The sequence below is a fragment of the Sphingobacterium sp. NGMCC 1.201703 genome (assembly GCF_047784615.1).
In the GTDB taxonomy this organism is placed as follows: Bacteria; Bacteroidota; Bacteroidia; order Sphingobacteriales; family Sphingobacteriaceae; genus Sphingobacterium.
Map to the genome: position 1 here is coordinate 18606 of NZ_JBLOHD010000002.1, position 26072 is coordinate 44677.

23 protein-coding genes are annotated in these 26072 nt (G+C 41.0%); 9 read left to right on the forward strand and 14 right to left on the reverse strand.

From position 1 onward, the window contains the following. The first annotated feature begins 277 nt into the window (after positions 1–277). The 3 genes from ACK8HY_RS05315 to ACK8HY_RS05325 all read left to right on the forward strand — a co-directional run bounded on the left by ACK8HY_RS05315 (position 278) and on the right by ACK8HY_RS05325 (position 4247). Complete coding sequence (locus tag ACK8HY_RS05315) at positions 278–1177, forward strand: alpha/beta fold hydrolase (protein WP_416132979.1); 900 nt, start codon at positions 278–280, stop codon at positions 1175–1177. A gap of 274 nt (positions 1178–1451) precedes the next feature. Continuing rightward, a complete protein-coding gene (locus ACK8HY_RS05320; RefSeq protein ID WP_416132980.1) occupies positions 1452–3029 on the forward strand; it encodes a Na+/H+ antiporter in 1578 nt (525 codons plus the stop codon). A gap of 135 nt (positions 3030–3164) precedes the next feature. Further along, positions 3165–4247, forward strand: coding sequence for a S41 family peptidase (locus ACK8HY_RS05325; RefSeq protein WP_416132981.1), 1083 nt, complete (start codon positions 3165–3167; stop codon positions 4245–4247). A 98-nt stretch (positions 4248–4345) separates the two neighbouring features. Here ACK8HY_RS05325 and ACK8HY_RS05330 read toward each other — a convergent pair whose 3' ends face one another. Together ACK8HY_RS05330 and ACK8HY_RS05335 are read right to left on the reverse strand one after the other, a co-directional pair. Further along, positions 4346–5329, reverse strand: coding sequence for a hypothetical protein (locus tag ACK8HY_RS05330; RefSeq protein WP_416132982.1), 984 nt, complete (start codon positions 5327–5329; stop codon positions 4346–4348). 239 nt (positions 5330–5568) lie between these two features. Beyond that, the gene (locus ACK8HY_RS05335) at positions 5569–5952 is read right to left on the reverse strand and encodes a YidH family protein (protein ID WP_254846165.1); all 384 of its coding nucleotides are present in this window, start codon (positions 5950–5952) and stop codon (positions 5569–5571) included. A gap of 311 nt (positions 5953–6263) precedes the next feature. Here ACK8HY_RS05335 and ACK8HY_RS05340 point away from each other — a divergent pair, with 311 nt between their 5' ends. Beyond that, positions 6264–6386 carry a hypothetical protein gene (locus ACK8HY_RS05340; RefSeq protein ID WP_262507804.1) on the forward strand — a complete coding sequence of 41 codons (123 nt, stop codon included), beginning with the start codon at positions 6264–6266 and terminating at the stop codon, positions 6384–6386. Between the two features lie 5 nt (positions 6387–6391). Next, on the forward strand, positions 6392–7573 hold the full coding sequence (locus tag ACK8HY_RS05345; protein ID WP_416132983.1) for a glycosyltransferase: 1182 nt from the start codon (positions 6392–6394) through the stop codon (positions 7571–7573). Positions 7574–7606: 33 nt separating this feature from the next. Here the strand turns inward: ACK8HY_RS05345 and ACK8HY_RS05350 are convergent, their stop codons facing one another. Continuing rightward, positions 7607–8125: a CinA family protein gene (locus ACK8HY_RS05350; RefSeq protein WP_416132984.1), complete on the reverse strand. Its 519-nt coding sequence runs from the start codon at positions 8123–8125 to the stop codon at positions 7607–7609. 69 nt (positions 8126–8194) lie between these two features. Beyond that, entirely contained in the window at positions 8195–8482 is a 288-nt protein-coding gene (locus ACK8HY_RS05355) for a hypothetical protein (RefSeq protein WP_343559201.1), read from the reverse strand. A gap of 182 nt (positions 8483–8664) precedes the next feature. Here ACK8HY_RS05355 and ACK8HY_RS05360 point away from each other — a divergent pair, with 182 nt between their 5' ends. Beyond that, complete coding sequence (locus tag ACK8HY_RS05360; RefSeq protein ID WP_139351003.1) at positions 8665–8817, forward strand: lmo0937 family membrane protein; 153 nt, start codon at positions 8665–8667, stop codon at positions 8815–8817. A gap of 124 nt (positions 8818–8941) precedes the next feature. After that, positions 8942–9415 (forward strand): ankyrin repeat domain-containing protein, encoded by a 474-nt coding sequence (locus ACK8HY_RS05365; RefSeq protein WP_416132985.1) that lies wholly within the window; start codon positions 8942–8944, stop codon positions 9413–9415. A 61-nt stretch (positions 9416–9476) separates the two neighbouring features. Here ACK8HY_RS05365 and ACK8HY_RS05370 read toward each other — a convergent pair whose 3' ends face one another. Together ACK8HY_RS05370 and ACK8HY_RS05375 are read right to left on the reverse strand one after the other, a co-directional pair. Further along, the gene (locus tag ACK8HY_RS05370) at positions 9477–11669 is read right to left on the reverse strand and encodes a catalase (RefSeq protein ID WP_416132986.1); all 2193 of its coding nucleotides are present in this window, start codon (positions 11667–11669) and stop codon (positions 9477–9479) included. Positions 11670–11828: 159 nt separating this feature from the next. Continuing rightward, a complete protein-coding gene (locus ACK8HY_RS05375) occupies positions 11829–12200 on the reverse strand; it encodes a DoxX family protein (protein ID WP_416132987.1) in 372 nt (123 codons plus the stop codon). Positions 12201–12294: 94 nt separating this feature from the next. Between ACK8HY_RS05375 and ACK8HY_RS05380 the strand changes: the two genes are divergently transcribed. Further along, complete coding sequence (locus tag ACK8HY_RS05380) at positions 12295–12645, forward strand: winged helix-turn-helix transcriptional regulator (RefSeq protein WP_416132988.1); 351 nt, start codon at positions 12295–12297, stop codon at positions 12643–12645. An 81-nt stretch (positions 12646–12726) separates the two neighbouring features. Here ACK8HY_RS05380 and ACK8HY_RS05385 read toward each other — a convergent pair whose 3' ends face one another. The 4 genes from ACK8HY_RS05385 to ACK8HY_RS05400 form a co-directional block, all read right to left on the reverse strand. Further along, positions 12727–13824: a DUF2891 domain-containing protein gene (locus tag ACK8HY_RS05385; protein WP_416132989.1), complete on the reverse strand. Its 1098-nt coding sequence runs from the start codon at positions 13822–13824 to the stop codon at positions 12727–12729. A gap of 113 nt (positions 13825–13937) precedes the next feature. Beyond that, entirely contained in the window at positions 13938–14645 is a 708-nt protein-coding gene (locus ACK8HY_RS05390) for an SIR2 family NAD-dependent protein deacylase (RefSeq protein ID WP_416132990.1), read from the reverse strand. A gap of 76 nt (positions 14646–14721) precedes the next feature. Then, positions 14722–15180 (reverse strand): hypothetical protein, encoded by a 459-nt coding sequence (locus ACK8HY_RS05395; protein WP_416132991.1) that lies wholly within the window; start codon positions 15178–15180, stop codon positions 14722–14724. A 119-nt stretch (positions 15181–15299) separates the two neighbouring features. Continuing rightward, positions 15300–17135, reverse strand: a complete 1836-nt coding sequence (locus ACK8HY_RS05400) for an alpha-L-fucosidase (RefSeq protein ID WP_416132992.1) — start codon at positions 17133–17135, stop codon at positions 15300–15302. Between the two features lie 206 nt (positions 17136–17341). On the opposite strand from ACK8HY_RS05400, the gene rnhA reads away from it, so the two are divergent. Then, on the forward strand, positions 17342–17836 hold the full coding sequence (gene rnhA, locus ACK8HY_RS05405) for a ribonuclease HI (RefSeq protein ID WP_077433059.1): 495 nt from the start codon (positions 17342–17344) through the stop codon (positions 17834–17836). A 181-nt stretch (positions 17837–18017) separates the two neighbouring features. Here the strand turns inward: rnhA and ACK8HY_RS05410 are convergent, their stop codons facing one another. The 4 genes from ACK8HY_RS05410 to ACK8HY_RS05425 all read right to left on the reverse strand — a co-directional run bounded on the left by ACK8HY_RS05410 (position 18018) and on the right by ACK8HY_RS05425 (position 25982). Then, entirely contained in the window at positions 18018–19640 is a 1623-nt protein-coding gene (locus tag ACK8HY_RS05410; protein ID WP_416132993.1) for an arylsulfatase, read from the reverse strand. 149 nt (positions 19641–19789) lie between these two features. Further along, positions 19790–21382 (reverse strand): sulfatase-like hydrolase/transferase, encoded by a 1593-nt coding sequence (locus ACK8HY_RS05415; RefSeq protein ID WP_416132994.1) that lies wholly within the window; start codon positions 21380–21382, stop codon positions 19790–19792. A 61-nt stretch (positions 21383–21443) separates the two neighbouring features. Next, positions 21444–22913: a RagB/SusD family nutrient uptake outer membrane protein gene (locus ACK8HY_RS05420; protein ID WP_416132995.1), complete on the reverse strand. Its 1470-nt coding sequence runs from the start codon at positions 22911–22913 to the stop codon at positions 21444–21446. A gap of 15 nt (positions 22914–22928) precedes the next feature. Next, positions 22929–25982, reverse strand: coding sequence for a SusC/RagA family TonB-linked outer membrane protein (locus tag ACK8HY_RS05425; protein ID WP_416132996.1), 3054 nt, complete (start codon positions 25980–25982; stop codon positions 22929–22931). Positions 25983–26072 lie beyond the last annotated feature (90 nt).

The following is a 26072-nucleotide window of genomic DNA, read 5'->3' on the forward strand; positions in this document are numbered from 1 at the left end:
GTCAATGAACCTATAAGAGAGGAGCTGTAGCTCCTCTCTTATAGGTTATGTCCCAAAGTCAGCTTTCCTAATTCAGGTTTTCTCTTGTCTGTTATCTGATAGCTTTTAGAAAAGAGCCGCCCTTTCCTAGATATTGCCATGGTATTTGTCCTTTTGTCGTTTTTCCCCCTTGAAATTGTCGGATATGCGGTCTAAACCCAACATCAAAAATGGATAGATTTGCTTATAAAATTTTAACAATCAGATAAATATGGAAACCAAAAAAACATTAGGGCGAATGATGGTAATATTTTTCACATTATTACTATCCTGTCAACAGCAGAAAAACGATCGTACGGACTCTCCAGAAAACAGGTCGATTGCTAAAACAGCCAAACCATCCGAAACGGGTTATGCTGATGTGAATGGATTAAAAATGTATTATGAAGTTTACGGTGAGGGTAAACCTCTTGTATTACTCCACGGATCTTATATGACAATCCTATTGAACTGGTCTCAGGCTATCCCCATGTTTAAAGGTCGGAAAGTAATAGTCGCGGAAATGCAGGGACATGGGCGGACTAGAGACATTGCACGAAAAATCAGTTATGAAGGAATGGCCGATGATGTATCCGGCCTATTGAAACATCTTCAAATAGATAGTGCCGACATATTGGGCTACAGCATGGGAGGTGGCGTAGCATTTCAACTGGCTATACGGCATCCCGAGCAGGTACGAAGACTTATTGTATTGTCAGGTAGCTATGCACACGACGGATGGTGGCCTGATGTAGAAGCATCCTATTCGTCGATAACGGCGGATATATTTAAAGGTTCGCCAATCGAGAAGCAATACGACAGCCTCGGTAATGATCCAAAACATTTTCCCGAATTTGTAAAGAAAGTGATCAGCATCGATCTAGAACCCTATGACTGGTCCAAAGACGCAAAACAAATAAAAGCCCCCTTATTTATGGCCATCGGCGATGCCGATGGAATACAGTATGAACATGCATTGGCATTATTTCGTGCCTTAGGAGGTGGGAAAATGGGCGATATACACGGATTACCCAAATCTCGTCTGGCTATCCTCCCTGGAACAACACATATCGGTATGATGTACCGCATGGATTGGTTAGTTCCGATGATTGACGACTTTCTGAATTCTGATCTGAACACCGCAGCACCGGCATTTTAGTGCTTTTTGACAGATCCGTATTGCGTTTATACCTGCAAAGTAAAGAGTCGACCCCAACGGGTTGACTCTTTTCTCATCATCGACTTGTACTTTTTTGTGACTTTTACTGTAAAGATTACGGATAACACTTCATGTTTATTATAGTCATCAATGCGTGTTAAAGGAACCAGCTTTCCAGAGGAACATTTAAATGCGCTTTCTTTGGTATAAATTTTAAATGGGTCTTAAATCTTTTTAAAAATTTAATATATATTTATGCATCTAAAACGAATACATGTTAGAAAATTTCGCATTCTATCTATTTTTGGTTCTGCTGATTACCATGCTCATTATGCTGGCAAAAAAAATTCAGGTAGCTTATCCTGTTTTGCTTGTATTGGCGGGACTTTTAATAAGTTTTATTCCGGGAGTACCAGCCATAAAAGTAGAACCTGAATTAATATTTATTATTTTCTTACCACCATTATTGTATGAAGCGGCTTGGTCAACCTCTTGGAAGGAACTTTGGCGATGGCGCCGGATTATTTTTAGCTTTGCTTTTGTGGTGGTATTTTTCACCGCATTATCAGTAGCGGTTTTTGCGAACTATTTTATTCCCGGATTTTCTTTAGCCCTTGGATTTTTATTGGGTGGAATAGTTTCTCCGCCTGACGCTGTGAGCGCTGGTGCAATATTAAAATTTGTGAAAGTACCGAAGAGACTAGCTTCAATTCTTGAAGGCGAAAGCTTGCTGAATGATGCTTCCTCGCTGATTATTTTCCGCTTTGCGATGATAGCTGCTGCTACAGGTCAATTTGTATGGTACGAGGCCGCAGGAAGCTTTGTCTGGATGTGTGTCGGCGGCGTAGGTATAGGACTTGGACTTGCCTATATTTTCTTGAAAATGCACAAGATTCTACCAACTGATTCAAATACAGACATATTGCTCACTTTTATTGCGCCATTTTCAATGTATCTGGTCGCCGAGGAGCTGCATGCTTCCGGAGTTTTGGCCGTGGTAAGTGGTGGTCTATTTCTCTCCTACCGCAGCCACGATTTTTTGAGTAGCGCATCTAGAATACGTACTGTAACGGTTTGGGAAAGTTTTTGCTTTTTGCTGAACGGAATTGTTTTTATGCTCATTGGTTTGGACCTGCCTGAAATCGTAAACGGATTGGGCGATACTGATATATCTACCGCAATCGGTTATGGAGTCGCGGTTACTGCTGTTCTGATTATTGTAAGAATCTTCGCCGGCTATGGTGCAGTAATTACCACACTAGTGATGAGAAATTTCATCACCGTGGCCGATGCACAGTCTCCGGGCTGGAAAACACCCCTGATCATTGGCTGGACAGGAATGCGCGGTGTCGTTTCCCTAGCCGCAGCACTTTCAATTCCCCTTACCTTAGAGAACGGTACACCTTTTCCCCAAAGAAATCTGATCCTTTTCATCACATTCGTTGCTATCCTGTTAACATTGTTGGTACAGGGACTCACCCTCCCTTTTTTATTAAAGAAATTTCCGCCGATAGATCGGGATTTCGTACGAACAGAAAAGGAGATTGATTACGAAATTCAAAACAAACTTGCTCAAGTAGCGGTAGAGAAAATCCGTAAAGATTATGCTGACAAAATAGATAGCTTTCCGACTTTGAAAGACCAGCTGCAGAAATATGAAAATCAATTGACCAGTTCGGAAATCATCATTAACTATGCCGAGTACCGAAAAATCTATATCGACATCCTGGAAGCTCAGCGGATCTGGTTAATCAATAAAAATCGAGAAGAGCTTCTGTTGGACGAAGAAATCATTAGAAAACATCTTCGTTTACTTGATCTTCAGGAGGAAAGAATGAATATGAAAAGTTAATCGTAATTTGAATCTCAGTGCTACTAATTTGATTATTCAACATACGATCGGATCAATATTTTTAAGCGTAGAAGGGGTCCAACCTATTTCCGTAAAGCGATTAAATATGCGGACGGATATTTACTAACAGATAACATGAGAAGAGCATTTTTATTATTTCTTGCATTATTTTTCACGTCTAGGCTGCATGCACAAATGAACAATACGCAGCAGATGGTGATCCAATTTTTGGATACATTACAGAAAAATGCCTATATGGGGAAATCCATGCGGTGGGATTCGATCCGACCAGCATTCATAGCGGAAACCCGTGACATTAAAGATATCAACCAATTAAAACCATATTTCGAAAAATTATTAAGATCCTTAAAAGATGGACATTCAAGCCTATTCTTTGAGCCGAAGGAACAGAATAGTGCATCCGAACAAGACCAGTTTGAAAAAATGGCAGTCATGACAGATAGTGAAGCCGGTCTACCTCCAAAAAATTTCCAGCATTACATGATAGCCAACAAATACGCTTATATCAATATACCTGCGGTGATGCTCGAAAGTAGAAAATATGTCGATAGCATAGGTATACAGCTAAACTATTTAGACGCTCAGCAGCCAAAAGCATGGATCATCGATCTTACAGAAAATAACGGCGGAAATATCATGCCAATGATCTGGCAGTTTCCCTCCCTATTGGATACAGATAAAACCTACTCCTATGTAGATGCTCAAGGGAAAGAAACAAAGGCTACTACGCGCTATATTGTCGAAAGCCCCGAAGATCTCAAGTATTTTCAGCTATTTCAGCTTGAACCTGATAAAGTAAAACCTGTACAATTGAAACATGTTAATGTACCTATCATCCTATTGACGAGTAACGTTACTGCAAGTTCCGGAGAATTCTTTACAGCGCACTTCAAGGGACAGAAAAATGTAAAAGTAATCGGGCAAAAAACCGGAGGTCTCACCTCTGGGAATGCGCCATTCAATATCAATAACAATTGCATGGTGATGCTAACAACTACAGTCCTAAAAGACCGCAACGGCAAAGTGTACAAGATCGCTGAGGGCATTGAACCTGATATCAACCTTCCCATCGATATGACACCAAAAATGGGTAAGACAAAACTAACCTATAGAGAAACCCAGGAGGTCATAAAAAATGCAAAAAAGAATTACATAGATGCGGCGATAGCGTTCATTGAAAACACAAAAAATTTTTAGTAATTATTTTCTTAGTCTATATGAGGGTACCACTTATTCTTTCCGGCAAGGGTTTTTATTTATCAAAAATAATCCAACAAGTTCTTTTGAGCGGCCTTTTATCTAATAATCTCCAGGGAGGTCGATCCTTTGGGCATATACAACAGCATATCGACAAAAGTTTTTCTATTTAGGCCGTTTTTATCGATGTCTTCATAGCCTAACAAAGATTCACCCCTATTAGCGCCCTCCCGCGACTCTAGCCGAACCAATCGGCCATCTCCGTAAAATTTCAGATCGTAATTCTGGAGCGAATAAAATGTACGTGAATTTCGCGTTGAAGTTGATAAAGTTATTGCAACGGACTTCCCCTTCCTACCCTTTGTTGTTTGGAACTTTGTAATAATATCTTTGGGGAAGTACAAGGCTTGATACCATTCCGCATCCGCCTTTAGGAATTTTGTATTTAGATCATCGTCTTCCTTGTTTTCAAAAGCAGATAACATCTGTCTATAGAAGCTGAGAACCTGCTGTTCTAACTGTACGCGATCCAATTGGGTCAAATCCTGCCCATTTGTCCATCCCTCGAGCTGATAAGGAACATCGGCTTTAAAATGAATATCTTTTTTGTACGTTTTCAATTTCGCTAAATCTGTTGTTTCATTAGCAGTTTTATACAAAACAATTTCTTCCGGAGTCTTCAAGTTACCACCTTTATCCCAACCTGTTTTCTCAATTTTAAGGGAAAATTTGCTGCCGTTTTCGAGATACTGTTTGATCGTGCCTTGGCCATCGTAACCAGGATAAAGCGCTATAGTAACCTGTTGTTGACCACTTTTAAGGATATATGGATTGATATCCACTCTCGCCATTCCAGGCCTTTGATCAAAATTCGAATAAACAGGACAGCCATTGATCAGAATACTGAAACTCAAAACACTTTCGACCTCCAGCTGGTACAGTGGCTCTTGCTTGAACCGACGAACCTTTTCAGAAAGATAGCTTATCCGATCGCCGCTTGACATTACCTTATCTTTTACCTCCTGCGCACATCCACTGACATACAATATTGTCAACAGTAAAGCCGTTGTTATTTTATTCATATCTATCGTATTACGAGGGTACAAATTAACACGCTATTTATCATTTTATAGAGAACCTTTTAATATTCGTCACGGTCTATTTACTATCTGCAAAAACGCCACAAAGTATTTTCCTGAAGCTTCCAATGCTCCCCTCTAATTAATTTGGGTATGCATAGATGACCTATTTTGTAGCGGACACTTTTGATCAAATAAAAAAGAAGGGAATGTCGATTACACAGTCCTTTTAGAAAGTCATGCTATAGGCTCTCGACTAAGTGCCAACCTAATAACAGGCCAATAATGAGAAAGCAAGCCGACATCAAAGCAATTCCGTACGAACCGTAAGTAAAGTTCTCCGCTTCAATCTGTTTGGCCACTTTCCTATATTTGATATACGCCAATACAACAGTAACAGAACCTATAAGAACGATGGAAACACCAACAATCCCAGAATATTCGGGTTCAATATCCATGGTCTTTTTTGAGTTGAGCATTAAGGTTACCTGCTGTATAAACAACGAAAACTTAACGACGACAAAACCAAATCCCATGATACCCAAGCTGGTGGTTATCCAGGCTAAAAAAGTGCGCTCATTGGCCAAATGATCATTGATTTTTTTTGAATTATTCTTTTCTATCATATCCTAATAAGTACTGTTTAAGACTTCACATATTCTCGCTATTGTGATTTCGTACATAAACCATTATCTGGCGCTTATTGTTTAGAATGAGGATAGAAAATAAATAGCTATGACAATACCTTTTTCAATCAAGGAATAAATTTCCTCACTAAGAGAAAAATACTTAGTTGCAGTGTTTTTTTGCGGTTAATACCGTATACTTTACGGATTCGACATTTGAAAACTACGGGTATGATATAAATACGGTCTTTTGGGTACAGCTTTTGATTTACAAAAGGAAAAAATTCACCACCTTAATCATAATACTTAATATGGAAAATAATATAGAACAACAAGCAAAAAAAATGGGACTAGAAAAGGGATATTATCTATTATTGATGGCTATTTTGGATATCCCGGTAAATAACGAGAAAGAAGAAACCAAAAAGGCCTAGGTGTTATGCAAAGAATCGTTATTATAAGCACTTATCCACCCCAGGAATGTGGATTGGCAACGTTCTCAAAAGATCTTAAACAAGGCATGTGCGCGGACAAAGATATTATCGTCGATGTAATCGCGGTTTCAAAAACTGGCATTGAACAGTTCGATCCATCAGTACGCTTTGTTATAGATAAGGAAAGGCTAGACAGTTATATCCAGGCCAGCCATATTATCAATGCCGAGTACGACTATTGCATTGTACAGCATGAATATGGAATATTCGGTGGCGCCGATGGGGTATTTATCAATCAGCTGATCAATCATTTAACTATACCTTTGTTAACTATATTTCATACCATATTACAATCGCCCTCATTGCGTCAAAAGGAAATTATGGAAGCGCTTCTTATAAAATCGCAAGCCGTGGTAGCCTTATCGCCAAAAGGAAGTGAATTGTTAAACGAGCTATTTCCGATGGTTGACCCTAAAAAAATCAACGTTATACCACATGGTGTACCACAATTTGACTACAAACAGGGTTTATCAAAGTATCGATTGGGTCTTCAGGATTATTTTGTGATGATGACTTTTGGATTAATCGGCCGAAGTAAAGGACTTGAGTACGCCATCCGCTCATTGGAAGGCCTAGATTTACCAAATTTCAAATATCTCATTGTCGGCAAAACACATCCGAATGTATTGGCCCACGAAGGTGAATCCTATCGGTTTGAATTAAAAAGTCTGGTAGAACAGTTGCAATTGCAAGATAAAGTGGTTTTTGTGGACGAATTCTTAACAGATGAGCAGTTAAAAGAATATTTAACTGCTTGTGATATTTACTTGTCTCCTTATCAACATGAACAACAGATTAGTAGTGGTACACTATCTTTTGCTGTTGGCGCGGGAGCCGCTGTTATATCAACACCTTATTGGCATGCGGCAGATCTTCTGAAAGATGATCGGGGAATTCTCACCCCATTTAATGATGTCCAAAAAATGGGTCAGCATATCAAATTACTCTATAAGTCTCAGCGATTGCTTGCCTGGCATCGCTTCAAAGCCCGTAGTTACGGGGAACAGACAACCTGGAAGATGGTCGCTAAATCATATATAGCACTTTTATCGACATTGACCACACCAATAAGGTCCTTAGTCCATTACAAGGATTATCACTCGTTTGATTTAAAGCAAGAAGCATAAGGAATAGGAGCAGTCCACAAAAAGGACTGCTCCTTATATTTTGTCTAATCTTTTAAAATGATTTTCTAAGGTCAAACAAAATGCCTGTAGGGCTTTTGTAGTATACGTAAACTGAGCCTCTTCAGCTACGGTTTGCGGATCCAGCTCAACTTTTTCGGTAATTAAAACCTGTCCTTGGTAAGCGATTGAAAAAAAGGCATATAGTTTTCCTTCTGATTCGGGTACAATCGTTGCATAACCCGTGGTCGCAATGCCCCATCCCGTCTGAAATAACGTAGTTATCCTAGCTGCCATTTGTTCTGTAATCCCCGGAGAGACACAATCACATTGCTCGGCTTCCTTGACATCGACTTGTAATAAACTAGTCTTTTCTTCGATAGTATATGCTGTAATGCCTCCAGCAAATACATCTGTCGCATTTTCCATCTGCGCGCAGGCAAATTGCAACATTCCCGCTGTGACACTCTCAGCCACGGCTAAACGCTCCTGACGAGCAAATAGCGAATCCTTAATTCGCTTGAGCAATACCTCGGAAAACTGTATTTTGTCCATACTTGTTTGAATTGAACTTCAGAAATTTATCTCTTTCTTACTGGAATAACTGTTCCACAAATAACGGCACTATAAAACTGTATAAATTCTGATCTCAGGTGTATCTACAGCAAGGGATTTTAATGCGACAAGGATATCGTTATTGAACAACTCGGTCGATAGGAAAACGTGAGCGTCTTCTGCTGTATCAAAAACATGCAATAGCTGAACATGCTCATCTCCAACGAGTAGTTCCATTGCGATCGCGCCTTTTATCTGATCAAGAAACGCGTCCTGAAATTTGTCATATATACCTGTTACTGCACCTTTTTCACTAGGATTGATTTTTAAGGTTATTTGTAAATACGCTTTTGCCATTGTGTTCTTTTTTTGAGTTTATCCTTCTTGAATAAAAGGGAAACAATATATCGTAGATTATTCAACTTTAGTAAAATAGAAACTTTAACAGATAACCGTAGTCAGCAGCAGATCGTTTGTTTTTTTTATTATAAAACAATCATCAAACGGCTGTTGTTCTTAGTGAAAAATATATCAATATTATGGGAAATTTATTATACATCATTGCCGTCATTTTGGTAATCATTTGGGCAATCAGTTTTTTTGGAGGTTATGCGACAGGAAATATAATCCACATCTTGTTGGTCATCGCAATTATAGTTGTGTTATTACGGGTAATCCGGGGTGCGGCTTAATTGAATAATTATCTAAAAGCTGGGAAACTTTGAAACTGGCTTTTAGATAACTTTATGTTTAAAATTAAGGCTCCAACAAAAGAGCTTCTTAAAAAATGTCTTTGCAATATTAAAAGATAGCACTATGATACAAATGACACAAGTGATTATTCACGCAGCACGATTAGGAAACGTTGCGGTACTACAAGAACTTATCCAACAGGATATTGATTTGAATTGTCGTGACGATAAAGGCTATACGCCATTAATTATTGCCTGCTATAATAATCAAATTCATGCTGCACGAGTTTTGCTGGAAGCAGGTGCGGACGTTAACGCTCAAGATCTGGGAGGGAATACTGCGCTTATGGGTGTTGCTTTTAAAGGATATAAAGACATTGCGGAACTTTTAATCCATTATGGCGCTAATTTAGACCTACAGCATGGAAATGGCGGAACAGCGCTTATGTTTGCTGCCATGTTTGGCAGAAATGAGGTATTACAGCTTCTGTTGGAAAAAGGGGCGAACAAAACCTTATTGGACGTGCGTGGACTTTCGGTTATGGATCTAGCGGTACAACAAGGTAATGAAGCCGCCATTACAATATTGCAAAACTAAATAAGTATTTCAAAGTAAAGCCCGCTTAAAGCGGGCTTTACTTTTGTATGGCAAATTTGCATTAAGCTGGCACTTGCCGCAGTTTTTCACGTTCCCAAAATCGGTGTTTTGCAATTGCTTTTATAAACTGATCCGCCAAGATAGCGGGGTCCTCTCCAATAAAAACTCCATCAGCCAATGTCGGAACTTCAGAACTTTCAGCCGGCAATTTTTCGAAAAAATAAGTTTGCCGCAAGATCTCCTTTGCTTCGGCATCAACCGCGATTGCCTTACAGTGCTTGAAAGCTTCATTCAAGAAATGGATCGCATCGGGTTCTCCTGCCAGTGTTGCTACACTACGTTTTCCTCCAGGCACATATACCGCATCGTATAAGACGGATGCTCCGGTCAATAAGCTCTCTTCCACCAATATCTTTGACTTGTTAGATGTAATTATTTCACCGTGTTTAGGAGCAATAACATGTACAACGGCACCCTCTCCCATTAGCAGTTCTGTAACCTTCATTAAGGATTCCCCATTCACACCATCCGCAGCAAGTACAGCAACTTTTCGACTCCGAATGGTATTTTTAACTGTGTTTTCCATACTCAAAGCATTAGATTTCTCCAGGGTTGATTTCACCTGAATAGGCTCATAATCGGCTGGATTACCATCAGCGGGGATACTGTGATTAATAGGTTGTTCTGGTTTTTGGGGCAGCTTGAGTCCCAGTCCAGCTGCCACTTTAGTTGCCAATTCTACGTCTACCAGTGACAGGATACCAATCATACGCTGGCGTACAGAGACAGCCTTAACCTTTCCTAATTCAAAACGAAAGGCATCGATCAGATGATTTTTTTCGGGTTCGGATTGGCTATGAAAAAATAACCGTGCCTGGCTAAAATGATCGCGGAAGCTCGCGCTTCTGCCCCTTATTTTTTTAGCATCAATGCGTTCTTGATAGCTCGTAAAACCTCCCTCGGCTTCTTTAACCTGAGCCGGATCATTGTTACCCAAAGAATTGGGCCCATAACTCGTCTTACCTCTGTCAATGCGCTGACGCATAAATCCATCACGCTGATTGTTATGCGATGGGCTTATGGGCCGATTAATCGGGATCTCATGAAAATTAGGACCGCCCAGGCGTATCAGCTGAGTATCTGTATACGAAAATAGCCGCCCCTGGAGCAAGGGGTCATTCGTGAAATCTATTCCAGGCACGATATTCCCGACATGAAAAGCACTCTGCTCTGTTTCGGCAAAAAAGTTATCGGGATTTTTATTGAGGGTCATCTTTCCAATCCGCTGGACAGGCACCAATTCTTCCGGCACGATTTTCGTCGGATCCAATAAGTCAAAATCAAATTTAAATTCATCGGCTTCAGGAATAATCTGTATACCTAGCTCCCACTCTGGAAAAACCCCGCTTTCAATTGCCTCCCATAGATCCCGTCGATGAAAATCGGGATCCTTCCCCGAGATATTTTGCGCTTCATCCCAGGCTACAGAATGCACACCGAGCAAAGGTTTCCAGTGGAATTTCACAAAATTTGACTCCCCCTTTTCATTAATAAGCCGGAAAGTATGTACACCAAAGCCTTCCATCATGCGATAACTCCGCGGGATAGCACGGTCACTCATGAGCCACATAACCATATGGGTAGATTCGGGCATTAAGGAAATAAAATCCCAAAATGTGTCGTGAGCCGATGCCGCTTGGGGAATCTCATTGTCGGGTTCAGGTTTTACCGCATGTACCAGATCTGGAAATTTCATGGCGTCCTGAATAAAAAACACAGGCATATTATTGCCCACCAAATCAAAATTACCCTCTTGCGTGTAAAATTTAACCGCAAAACCACGTACATCGCGAGCAAGGTCTGTTGAGCCCCTGGAGCCCGCGACAGTGGAGAAACGTACAAAGACGGGAGTCTCGAGTTCGGTGTTATTCAAGAAGCCAGCCTTTGTTAAATCTCCTAGTGATTTATATAATCTGAAAATACCATGTGCTCCCGCCCCGCGGGCATGTACGACACGTTCTGGAATACGCTCATGATCAAAATGTGTAATTTTTTCCCGCAGAATAAAATCTTCCAATAGCGTGGCACCCCGCTCGCCAGCTTTAAGCGAGTTTTGATCATCATTGATCCTAACTCCTTGGTCTGTTCTCATCTGTTCACCACTTGCATCAGCGATATGCTGGTTTAATGATTTTATTTTATCATTTTCAGCCTGATTGTCTGCTTTTTCATTGCGTTCTCTTTTCTTCGTCATAATAGATTTAGTTTTTATTACTCGATGGATAGAATTGTTAAAATGACCTATGGTCTCTCTAATGAACTCATCCTGAAAAGAAATCGTTTTGTTTAATTCTAAAGTAAGTTGTGTGTCACTGGCTTTGTATTCTCATAACACTGCTGGGCTAGCAGAACACTAAATACTAATTTTAAAATTTTTGTCGGTCGCAAGAAGGATAATACTAAGCATACACATTAGTAATGAATTATAATAATGATTATATTCCTGATGAGCCATATGTGCCGTAAAAGCACCAATCGCAAATGGAAATAAAAGTAAAATTCCTACTGTTTTGAATTCTGGTTTGTACAAACCTATAAGAAGAAATATAACACCCAGCAACTCGCCTATTCCAATGCCTAATGTCCAGGGTTTGTTAAATCCCAAAGAATCCATACTCTGCATCATGGACTGTTTCTGAAAAACTTTAAATAAGGAAGCATAACCAAATACATAGAGGTAATAGGCGTAGCTCAACCAATGAACGATAGATTTTATTGTTTCCATTTTTATACTTTATAAGATGAGCTACAAATTTCTTTATTAAATTGCATCAATAACAGTACACACGAAATTGTATGATACCAACAGAAAAGTAAGTATGAATAACAGAAAAGAAAGCTCCACCAATAATATCAACGAAACTTACTGGAAAGGTCATTGTGGCATCGCTTTCACGTTATCCGCAATTGGGGGACGATGGAAAATAAATATCCTCTCCTATCTCCTACATGAAGAAAGGTTGCGTTATGGTGAATTGCGAAAAAGACTTGTCGGTATTTCAGAGCGCATGCTGATTGCCAAATTGAAAGAACTTGAGCAGGATAAACTGATCAATCGGATCGTTTATCAACAAGTACCACCCAAAGTAGAATATGAACTAACAGCATTGGGGCGTTCGTTGGAAAAAATTTTAGTACTTATGGATGAATGGGGCGAGACAAATATGTAAGCTACAGTTTCTGAATCTACAGAAACTGTAGCTTAGCGCTGTAAGCGTCTATCCAATCCCAGCTTTTAGCAGACCGTGGGCCTAATTTTTAGAAAGTGCATAAAGTGCAAAAGTCCCCAACCAATGGGAGCCCATATAGTCATCCTTGGAGGTGATATTTGGTAATGAATATTTTAAGTGCTTATTGGCGAGACCATGTAGATGATTCAGCTCAGGCAGTGCCTTAGCAATACCATTTAAACAGGTGGCCCGGCTAAAATTCAATCCATCCAAGTGAACTAGATGCCCATCTGTACGATCTTTTACAATGCCGGGTTCCAAATTAAAGTCTGGATTAAAAAGCTCCGGAAGAAAGTCCTTTAGCCATTTGCGATATTCATCTTGCCCCAAAACCGCACTCATGCATAGCGCCTCTTCAAGACAAGGGGAAAGAAAATCACTACCGCTAGGCTCAAAGGAGATATTACAATTTTTGTCATGGTCATATAACCTTACCGCATTTGTCATTAATGATTTTTCAAAGGCAACATTATTGGTTCCCCTTGCATAATCTAAAGCCAGCGAGAGACCAAAAGCTGAATTATCATGATAGCCAGTACGAATTGGATACACCAATTTCGGCAAATATTCCTGATAGGCTCTCATAATATGTTTTGCCATTGGATCCAGAATTTTTGCCCAGCGTTCCGCATCGGGATCTTTCCAAGTCAATAACTCTTTTTGCAGTTGTAATAACCAGGCCCAACCGTAGGTGCGTTCAAAGTTTTTATTATTTTTATCTTGAAAGAATGCTAATTCTATTGCCGCATTTTCTGCTGTAATAATCTGATTGAGCTGCTTCCGGATCAGACCAGACTTGTCGAGATCAGGAAATTGTTTCAAAATTCGGACAATTGACCAATAGCCATGAACAGAAGAGTGCCAGTCAAAACAGCCGTAAAAAATTGGATGTAGCGCGCGCGGCCCTTTTAGATCTTTGTCGCTTCCGAGCACCTGTCCCAATTTGTTTGGATATTCGACTTCAATACAATGCAAGGGCAATGTCAGCAAATGCCTTGCTTGAGCACTATCTAATTGTATCGGCGTATTATTTGTACTATTATTTACTTTGATCGTTGAGTTATTGTGGCAGGAAACGGCCAATACAGAACTACAAATCAATCCTATTATTCTTTTCATTTTGTTAATTTTTTAATCTATCTTTCAAGATGAAGTTATCATATTTAAGAGGTTTACACCATTTTTTCCTCGTTCAAACCGCAAGCGACCGGTATGTATAATTCACTGTTATATCATTCTTCAAGCGACGCTTCCTGAAGCAACTGACTTACCAAAATAGGCACTGCAACAGTCGCGGCCTCCTCAAAGCATTTTATACGTCCTAATGTTGTGCTATCCGGAATCTGCTTGTCTATCAAAAATGAGCGGCAATAGCTCGGCGCAAATTGCCGCAGTCCGGCCGCTGGATAAACCTGTAGGGAAGTTCCGATGATGATTAAGATATCTGCTTTAGAGACATAGGCCATTGCCCGTTCAATCTCCGGAACAGCCTCACCAAACCACACGATATTCGGCCGCAATTGGCTGCCCTTTTCGCAGAGATCTCCCATCTTTATCTCATCACCCTCGATGGGATAAATCAAACGATCGTCAATGGACGACTTGGATTGATCCAATCGACCATGTAAATGTATAATATTTGTAGATCCGGCCTGCTCATGCAATAGATCTACATTCTGCGTAATGATGGTGACCAGATAGGCAGACTCTAACTGCTGCAAGGCAAGATGCGCTACATTTGGTTTTGCGGCTAACGCTGCCTTCCGCCTAAGGTTGTAAAATTGCTGAACAAGTGCCGGATTTCTCTTCCAGCCTTCAATAGAAGCGACAGCCATCACATCATGTCCTTCCCATAATCCATTTGCATCCCTAAAAGTTGGTATCCCGCTTTCAGCTGAAATACCTGCTCCGGTTAAAACAACAATATTTTTCTTTTCCATTTGCTTGCTTAGTCCCTAAAAATAAATAAATTCTATTGGGTTCGAAAGGATACTTTTTAGATAATAAACAAGTTCACTACTCACTTAACAATTTAGTAGCATAGTCATCGGGAAGTTCCAGTCGAATCGAATCTTTACTAGTGGCGGCTTTTCGATTCATCTCATCAAAAGAACGTTGATAGTAGACAAATGCCTTGTTGGGAATATGCAGATCTTTTGCTTGTTTGACGGTAAAATGATAACGATTGTCTGACAGCTTAACATGTTTATAAATGCGATAGGTTACAATTTGGATTTGCACCTTGTCGAATTTAGGTATCGCCTTCAAATCAGCCGGTTCATAAAAGTATTTTTCATTAAAATACATAAATTCGTCTGATTTGGCAAGTCGCTCCAGACTTATTTTTCCTTTAATCACTTCGTTTGTCAGCGAATCTGCACGTCGTCGCTCCATTTTATTGCCATCTCCCGCAGCACAGGAAATACATAGCACTGCCGTAGACAGCGCTATAAGAGAGGTATATAATAGACTCATTGCCCTAAGTTAGTATAATAATATTTCCCACCATAACACTGTCGACAAAAATTATTTTGACCGGATAAAAAAGCCCAAGATGCTAGCATCTTGGGCGCTAATATTTTGTTTAGCAGCGATTAAAGGTTATTTTCAATTGCGCCAACTTTCTCTCGGTGCAATGCCAAGGGTGAGTCCAATAGTACGGCAATAACTGTCATATTTTTATCCAAGCGTTCCTTTGGTGCCTGAATATAGACGATCCCCGGAATACTACTCCAGTATAGTTTATTGAAAATTTCATGATTGATCATAGAACCTTCTCCTACCAACCTAATCCGTGCGATCCCATTCTTTATTCCTTTAAGCGCGATAGGTCCTGTCGGTGTCCCTTCGACAAAAAGATAGAGGGTCTGACGATCTTTGGAAACTGCGCTTAATCCTTCATAATGTCCTTCCGGCAGTCCTTTTCCAGTTTCATAAAGTGCTTCGGCATGATTTTTTATCCAATCTAATACAGTTGGGTTTGTCAGATTTCCTGTCGGCAGCTTGGTTTCCAAACCGTCTAAAGTCAAACCGGAATGATCAAAAATATTTTTTCCATCGTGCAGGGTTGATGCAATCTGATTTAAAGCGGTAACAGTATGCTTATTATTTAACACAGATACCAAACTTACCGCTTTTTCCTGCGGGGTTTGCCACTGAACCTTATCCTTAAATTCCACTGCCAATACTGTGACATCCTGATCGAAGTTAACTTTCGACAGATCCAACTGGATAGTGGCATCGGCCGCTGTTGCCGTCACCTTCGAAGCAGCATCCCCCACAACGGAAATCCGTTGAACGGTTTTATTCAGCAATCCCTTTAGTTGCAATTGCGTTTTCTGCTCATATACATAGAGATAAAGAATTTTTCCATCTTTTGATAAAGCAGACTTACCGCTATAATTTTCGAATGGAATACCTGCTCTTGTTCCATAAATAGCGGCTGCGTGTTTATTCGTCCATCTACCCAACTGCTTCAAAATATTTATCTGCTCTTCCGGAATACTCCCATCCGCTTTTGGACCAATATCCAAAAGGAGATTACCCCCCATGGAGATACAATCGACCAAAGTACGGATAATCATATTGGGTGATTTGTATTTCTTATCAAAAGGCTGATATCCCCAAGAGTCATTCATGGTATAGCAAAGTTCCCAGAATTTAGCGTCCGGCCGGGTTACCGGAATGCCTTGCTCGGGAGTCTCGTAATCGCCATGGTTATTCAAACGCGAATTAATAATGATATTGGGGTTATACTTGCGCAAAAGTGATAAGGTTTCCTTAGATTTCCACTCCTCAGCACTATGTTCCCAGTCCCCATCAAACCAAATCAATTCGGGTTTATATTGCTGTGATAATTCGCTTAATTGTTTTTGATAATATTCAACATAATGGTTCCAACGATTGGGCTCCTTAGCTAGTTCGTAGCGCTTTCTTGCACGTGTAAAGACATCGTAATAAGGATGACTCCAGTCTGGTAAGGAATAGTAGAGACCGGTATGCAGACCTTCCTGTTGGATAGCCTCTACAAATGGTGTAATAACATCGTGTTTGGCTGCGGCGTCTTTCACCGTGGTGATGGCTTTGTCCGCTTTGGTATTCCATAAAGAGATTCCGTCATGATGTTTTGTTGTAATGACACTGTATTTCGCGCCAGCTTGTTTGATCAATTTAGCCCATTCGGTTGGCTTATAGTTTTTGGCGGTAAAACCATCAAGCTGTTTGATATAATTATCGTGGTTAATATAATTATTGAAGAAAGACCATGATTCTGAGATACCATCAACGGAATATATCCCCCAATGAATAAAAACACCCAGCTTGGCATCCTCAAACCACTGCATTTTTTGAGCTGACGTTGTGTTCTGTGCGCTGACGTTGAAACATGCCGACGCTAAAAGAACAAAAAGAGAAACCTTTTGAAACTTCATAAAGTTAAATTATCGAGTACATAACGAGTTTAAGCCAGCAAAATACATATAAATCGTCATAATTTTATCGTGTAAGCGATAAATTACAGCGAAAACGCTTATGCTAAACCGAATAAATCATATTATATACAGATTGTCAGGATGTCGCAGGGAGTGCACACAATTATAATTGTATTTAAACACAAATTTATCTAAGTTTGGAAGGTATGATCGAATTATATACAGACGGGGCATCCAGTGGAAATCCGGGCCCAGGGGGGTATGGAACCATCTTAAGGACTATCTATACAGGCGACAACGAGGCATTCAAAGGCAAATTAATTGAAAAAGAATTCTCTGGAGGATATAGAAAAACGACCAATAACCGTATGGAATTGATGGCCGTCATAGTAGGCCTCGAAGCGTTAAAAAACTTAAATCAGAACGTTACGGTTTATTCTGATTCCAAATATGTGATCGATGCTATTGACAAAAATTGGGTATATGGATGGATCCAAAAAGGCTTTGCAGGTAAAAAGAATAAAGACCTTTGGATGCGTTTAATGAATGTTTATAAACTGCACAAGGTCAAATTAGTGTGGGTAAAAGGCCATGCCGGACATCCCTTGAACGAGCGTTGTGACCGTTTGGCAGTGGCTGCGTCCAAAGATAAAGCCAATTGGAAGATTGACACGGTATTTGAAGTCGAAGAAAATAAATAGAACGGTACGGTTCCAACAGCCAAGTTGAGCAATGACTTAATAATAGCCGAATATAATTCGGATATAGAAAAGGCACCAGATCCAATGGAACATGGTGCCTTTTTAATGGAATATAAACTGTATCGTTTAAATCGCATTCAATCGGATTACAGAAATGCTGTTTTATTTGAAAATTTATTTTTTAGAAACGAAATGCTGGTGCTGCAATTTCCTGCACCTTACTTTCCCTAAACTCCTTCATACTGACCGGCTCTTTACTTTCTAATTCGGCAAAATCCACTACCCCGTTTTCCTTGGCCCAGCGAAAGTAAGCCGTGGATAGTCGGGACACAACGTCGTGATGCTTGGCGGCAATATCCTTTCGTTCTGTCGGATCCTGTTCCAGGTCATATAATTCCCATTTGTAGGAAGGCCATGTGGACACCAGTTTCCACTTTCCTATCCGTGCTGCACGATTCCCGGCCCGTTCCCAAAAAAGACCTTCTTCGCGCTTTACAGTATCCTCTTGATTAAAAAGGACTGGAAGTAAGCTTTTCCCGGGCAGTTTATTTGCCTGATGCCCTTGAAATTCCTTGGGATAAATAGCTCCGGCGAGTTCATAAAAAGTTGGCGCCAAATCAATGATATGGCCAGTTCCCTTTTTCACGCCTTTTGCAATCTTGCCGGGAAACCAGGCGATAAATGGGGCATTGATTCCACCTTCATAGGTATAATCTTTAAATGCCTTGAATGGTGTATTTGATGCATAGGACCAATTTTTGCTTTGTGATTCAAACGAACCTACGGTGCCCACTGGTCCGCTGTTTAACCGGGCACCATGGAACCAGCGAACCAAGTCCTCCGCAGGTGCACCATTATCGGACAGGAACACAATTAGCGTATTGTCTAATTGTCCATTTTCTTTGAGTTTTTGCAGCAATTTACCGATGGTCTGATCCAAGCGATCGACCATTGCAGCGAACACTTCCATTTTCCTGGCCCACAACTGCCTTTGGTCAAAGGATAAACGTTCCCAATCGTAAATATCTTCGTCAGCAACAGAAAGTGTTGCTGTTTGATCGACGATCCCCAGCTCTTTTTGGCGCTCAAAACGTGCCCGACGAATATTCTCCCAACCTTTATCGTAACGTCCTTTGTACTTCGCAATATCCCGCGGCAAAGCCACTAAAGGCCAATGCGGTGCAGTATGCGCCAAATATAGAAAGAAGGGCTTGTCCTGACCTTTGATCTGATCCAGAAAACCTTCGGCCTCTCGATTGATGATCTCTGTAGAAAAGGAACTCTCCAAGGGATAGCCTCCGGCATCTGTCGCTCCTTTAAAGGTTGGAGCGCCCGAATCTGAATTCTTCTCTTCTTTCGGAAAAACCAAGTCGAAACCGCGGTCCCAGGGTAGGCTCTTCCCTTTTCCTGATACATGCCATTTGCCGGAGGTCGCTGTAATGTATCCATTTGAGCGAAGCACTTCGGCAATGGTCAATGATTCGGCGTTGATATAACCTTGATAGGCTGGTAAGCCCAAATCATTGGAAAAATAGCCTACTCCGGCCTTATGCTGGTATTGACCTGTAATCAGTGATGCACGTGTCGGCGCACAGATGGAGTTGTTATAAAATTGTTTTAGGCGTATTCCTTCGTTAGCTAAACGGTCCAGGTTAGGAGTTGCGATTTCCGATCCATAGGCACCTAAATCAGAGTACCCTAGATCGTCAGCGAGAACCAGAATAATATTAGGCTTTTTTTCTTGTGCCAAAAGAGCACCTGCCCATCCCAAAATAAGGGCGATACATAGTGTTACTTTTTTCATCTATTTAAATTATTTGTTCATCAATTATTTTTTGATTGAGGTATGCACGCTCCCCTTGGCGGTATACATGTTAAGTTTCATGCGTATAAATAAAATTGTTTCACCCATTTTAGATATTTCATGAAGTTTTCGTCGACCTACTTTTATGCCTAACGAAATTGGTTGTTTGTTTTCAGCAGATTATAGTCCACTACACCATTCTCCTGTGCCCATATTTTATAGCGTGCTTCGAGGTCTTGGACAATTGCTGGATATTGTTCTGCAACATTCTTATTTTCACCTCTGTCTTCATCAATATTATAAAGCTGTGGCTTATTCCCTTCTTTGAATAAAGACACAAGCTTCCATTTACCATATCGCACCGCTTTATTACCTGCCCGTTCCCAAAACAGTGGGCTTTGACGCTCAATCTGACTTTTATCAGTACGTAATAATTCACGCAGACTAAGGCCTGGCAAGGGATTGATTATTGAATCCCCTCGTGTTGATGGATATTTTGCCTGTGCAAAATCATATAGCGTAGGTGCTATATCAATCAGGTGCCCCGTCCCCTTCTTAACGACATTGGCTTTCACTTCTTTTGGGAACCAGACAATGAAAGGTGCACCGATTCCCCCTTCGTAAGGATTATCCTTATAACTTCGCAAGGGGGAATTACCTGTTTGTGACCAGTTGCTATTTTGCATATCATAAGAACCTGGCAAACCTACAGTCTCTGTATTTCGGGAGGTGTAGATTCGGTTGCGCTCTCCACCCTGGGCACCATTATCGGACAAAAAGATAATAATGGTATTTTTGTCTTTCTTGAGTTCTTTTAATGTCTGCCGAACTTTTCCGATACTTCGGTCTACCCGATCGACCATGGCAGCAAACACCTGCTGCCGACGTTGCCAGTATTGCTGTTCATCATAAGTAAGCTTGTTCCATTGCTGCACACTTGAGTCCTTTGCTGCAATAGCTTGGTCTTTAGGAAATACTCCCTTTTTAACCGCATTTTCATAGCGTTTCATACGCAAACTGTCCCAGCCCTGCTGATAAACTCCCTGATATTTTTGAGTTTCGTATTCTGGAGCCTGTAAAGGCCAATGAGGCGCATTAAAGGCGAGGTAGAGAAAAAATGGCTTTTTATCCTGCGCCTGCTCACGCAGAAAATCAATTGCCTGTTCTGTAATTTCGTCGGTTAGATAACGTCCCTTGGGCAGATAGAAAGGTTTGTTATTTCGGTACAAGGGTACAGTAGGATTTTCGGGTCCATTAATTTCATAAAAATTGGATGCACCGCCCACAAAATTAAACGAGCGTTCAAAACCTCGCTGCGCAGGCCATTGATCATAGTCATCGCCAACATGCCATTTTCCGGAAATAATGGTGGAATACCCCGCTCCTTTTAGCACTTCAGCCAGTGTCTGCGACTCGTGGTTTAAAAAGCCTTGGTATGCTGGTAAGCCCAGATTAACATTGAAATATCCCATACCAGCCCGATGTGCATATTGACCTGTCAACAATGTTGCGCGAGTGGGCGCGCAGATCGAATTATTATAAAACTCCTGGAAGCGAGTCCCCTGTTTTGCCAGCTCTGTCAAATTTGGTGTACGGAAATCTATTCCACCATAAGGTTCGATATCTGAAAAACCCAAGTCATCAACTAGGATCAACACAATATTTGGTCTTTTGTCCTGCGCTATACTCTTATTGAATATCCCGCTTAGATAAAGTGCGATAAGAATGTATATTGTTTTCATAATTTATCATATTTTGCGATGCGAATAAAATCAAATTGTTCTCTCACAGTGCTGTAATTCACTATTTGGTCAACCAGTCCGGATGTTGAACCAATTTCGGATTCAAATTCAGCTCTCGTTGCGGCGTTGGAAAATGAAGATGTCGCGGTGCGGCATTTGTTTTTCCTGCAGCTTTTAATTTGCTGATATAGTAACTCGCTCCTCGACGTACCAAATCAAACCAGCGCTGGTACTCATACACCAATTCTTTCCGCCGTTCCTCAAATACCAGTTCCCGAAAGCTATCTTTGTTTTCAGTCCCAGACAGCTTTTCGACGCCGGCCCGTGCGCGCACCGCATTAATTGCATCCCGAGCCTCCTGTGTTGGACCATTTAATTCATTCTCTGCTTCAGCCAGCATAAGCAAAACTTCAGCATATCGTATGATGGGGGTATTTTTTGAAGACTGAGATTGATTACCGACCACGGTCTGGTCATAATACTTATTGAATTGTGGTTTGGTCAGCGCATAGTATTTACCATCCTTGGGTGATATCATACCTGTTGTAAAGGTCACAGAAAGTCGTTTATCATCTACTGCGAAGCTCTTATAGAGACCACCCTCGCTATGTAAAGCATCGGCATAGTCCCCATTGATCCCGGGTATATCCGCCGGCGCAGAACGACTTGCCAATGAATTCCCTTGGTAACCACTATTTCCTTTAAATTGCGCCGAAAAAATATGTTCAATACCATTTTTTTTCTCTGTATTGAAGACATCTGAAAAATCTGGAAAAAGCGCATATCCTTCTTTGTCAATCACATCCTTGGCCAGCAGCTTCGCATTAGTCCAATCTGACCGGGTCAGGTATACCTTTGCCAGAAGGCTTTTAGCCGCTCCAGACGTAGCCCGCCCTTTGTCTGCATCACTATAATTTTTATAATTCGGCAAGCTGGAAGCCGCTTTTAAATCGTTTATAATCTGTGCATAGACCTCATTTTCTGACGCTTTTGACACATACAGTTCTTCTGCCGATAAACCTTCTATCGGATGTAAAACGAGTGGAACTGGGCCAAACCAGCGTACCAGATTGAAATAATGTAATGCCCGTAGGAATTTGGCTTCATTGATCAATCGTTGCTGTATCGTGACATCAATCTGATTTTGCGTCATCGCTTCAATATTAACGATATTCAGATTTGATGCATTAATGGCGTCATAACTCTGTTTCCAGAGTTGTTCCATTCGGTCATTTGAGGCATCGTGGGTTAAGTTACTTATAGCGCGCACATGGGCATTCCGCGCGCGTGGTCCGGCCTCATAATCATCTGTCGCCATTTCCACAGCAATCTGAAATAAACTGTTATACAAAGATTGCCCTGTTTCATACAGTTTACGATAAGTACCTGTCACTGCAGCGACAGCCTGTCCTTGATTCAGGTAAAACTGCTCTGAAACCAATGCGCTCTCGGGCTTCTCAGTCAATTTTGAACAAGATATTCCTGTTAACAAAACGACGAATAAGGTGATGGGATAATATTTTTTCTTCATTGAGATCTGTATAAGTTAGAAGGTTAGGGATAAACCTATAGATATAGACTTAGCAGCAGGATAAATTCCAGCATCCGTACCAATCTGGACATTGCTACCTGAGGTTACCTCAGGATCAAAACCCCTATAATTGGTCCATGTCAATAGATTTTGTGCAGCTAGATATAGGTTCAAATTTGTAATATGTGCATTTTTCAACCATTCTTTTGGAAAGTTATAGCCAAACTGCAGGGATTTCAACCGGGCAAAGGATCCACTTTCAACAAATTGATTCGAGAATACCGGAGCAGGATCAAGCTTAGCTCTCGGGTATAGCTGACTTGGATTACTTGTTGTCCAGCGTTTAAGCGCATCTATTGATGCGTTCTGCTGACCGGTAAACATCTCAAGGTTTTGGCGATTGATGTTCAGTAGGTCATTGCCAACAGTTCCCTGAATCAGGAAAGACAAATCAAATCCTTTGTAAGAAAGCGTATTACTGATACCAAATATGAAATCAGGTTGTGCGTTGCCGATGATTGTCCGGTCGTTGGCAGTGGTAAACTGGCCATCACCATTAATATCCTTATACACGCGGTCCCCAGCTTTCGGATTTGCGTTTCCAGTTAATACTCCTTTACTACTCTCCTCACCCAGTTGTAAAATACCATCGGTTACGGTACCATAAAAAGTACCCAAGGGTTCCCCTACCTTAATAATATAGTTTCCAGCAATGTAAGATGTAGCTCCTTCACCAATAGTTAACACTTTATTTCGGTTAAAAGAGATATTTAGATCTGTATTCCAACTAAAGTTTCCCTGTAGATTTTTTGATTTCAGACCAAACTCCAAACCTTTATTTGAAACAGATCCAAAGTTTTGTAAGGAAGTGGCATAACCCGAGGTCCAGGGTATCTCCACATTCAACAGCAGGTCTTTCGTCTTTTTATAATAATAGTCGACGGTAAACTGTAATCGGTTTTTCAAGAGTGAAAGGTCAAAACCAGCATCATATTGGAATGTGGTTTCCCAGCCAAGATTCTTGTTTGGAACCCGTTGCGACGCAAAGCCTGTGATCACGTTATTTCCAAAGAGGTAATTTAGGCTATACAGTGTGGAGAGTGACTGGTATTGTCCTATCTCCTGATTCCCGGTTGTACCAAAGCTCGTACGTATTTTAAAGTCATCAATAGCAGGGAAAGCCTGTTTAAAAAAAGGTTCATTTATTATACGCCAGGAGAATGCCAATGAGGGGAAATTACCCCATTTATTGTTAGCGCCAAATCTAGAGCTTCCATCACGGCGTATGCTGGCGGAAACATAATATTTATTTGAATAATTATAGTTTACCCGTGCTAAATAGGAATGCAAGACCCAATTGTAAGTATCCGAAGAAGGTCTCGTCAGGATAGACCCGCTCTGTAAACTATTGAAAAGTAAATCATCTGTAACAAAATTCTGCGCGCCGGCACTAAACACTTCATTTTTATTTTCCTGTTGTGTGAAACCCAGTAGCGCGTTAAAATTATGCTGTCCGATAACCTGGGTATAGGTTAGGGTATTTTCATTCAACCAAGAGCTACCATTTAAATTTCCTAAGCTCGCCTCACCCTTCGATCCCGCTCCTTCATAGATAAAGGACGGAAGATAGAATTTGTCATCCCGATTATTCAGATCGACCCCAAAAAGCACTTTGGCCTGCAGTTCTTGTAAAATACGATATTGCGCGAAGGAAGTACCCAGAACCCGTAAACCATTTGATGTATTTGTCGTTTCTTTCAATGTTGCTATCGGGTTAGCGAAAATGTTCTCAAAGGTATTACGCAGTGTGTAAGTACCATTAGGTTCGTATATCGTTGCTGTCGGTGGCATGATAAGCAATGCATTCACAATACCTGCTGGAGCGATTTGTGCGTTTGTTTTATTAATGGATAAGTTGGCACCTACCTGCAAGCGATCGAAGGGATTTGCATTGATATTTGAACGAAATCCCAAGCGTCTGAAATCTGTATTTAGGATGACACCCTCCTGATCAAAATAATTTGCGCCCAGAAAATACTGAACCTTCTCAGCCCCTCCAGACAACGATAGTTGGTGGTTTTGTATTTTTCCGGTCCGGAAGGCCGCTTTTTGCCAATCTGTTCCTTCGCCCAATTGATCCAGTTCTGACTCTTTCCGATATTGATTTGGTCCCAAACTCGGATTAGCATCATACAGCGCATCGTTGCGGAGAATGGCAAAATCACGCGCTTTCAGCACGTCAATCTTCTTGAGCACAGTTTGTGCCCCAATACTACCATCATAGTTTAACTGCACGTGGCCGGCTTTTCCTTTTTTCGTGGTGACCAGAATAACGCCATTTGCACCACGCGATCCATATATTGCAGTCGCCGCAGCGTCTTTAAGTACTTCAATACTTTCGATATCTGCAGGATTGATACTGGCTAAAGGATTCACGGGAGTACCGCTTCCGACACCTGTACTTTCTGTCTGATTATATACTGGAAAGCCATCGATGACATACAGCGGCTCATTGCCACCTTGTATGGAAGCACCGCCCCGAATACGAATGCTTACCCCTCCTCCAGGCTGTCCCGAGGTTTGTGTAACCTGAACACCGGCGATTCCACCTTTTAAAGTCTGATCGAGCGAAGACACTGGTTGTTTAAGCAAATTTTCCGGTAAGGAGGCCACTGCCCCCGTCAAATCACGTCGTTTTTGGGTTCCGTATCCAACCACCACTACTTCCTCTAGATCCTCGGAGGTTGGAGAAAGCTCAATAACAGCCGGAGAGGTATTTACGACGACCCTTTTCTTCTGATAACCAACAAAGGTTAGGATGAGGGTAAAAGGAAGTTTCTGTCCCGTGACAAATTGAAACTTACCATTACGGTCTGTTTTTACACTATGTGTTACGGCCTCTAGTTGTATGGTCACCCCTTCAATGGGTTCTTTGGTCGTGCCATCAATTACTGTTCCTATTAAGGAGGCATTGATGATCGGTTGAGGTTGCTGTGCCAGGACCGGTACAAAGGTATACAGTACAAGCAGGATTAATATAGCATACGAAAGTACGCTGAAATTTTTCATTGTCAGTTCTATTTTAAAGTGAATACACAAACAAGTGCCAACGCTATTGGTACCCTTGTTATTAAAATTCGAATTACTTACTTAACGAAG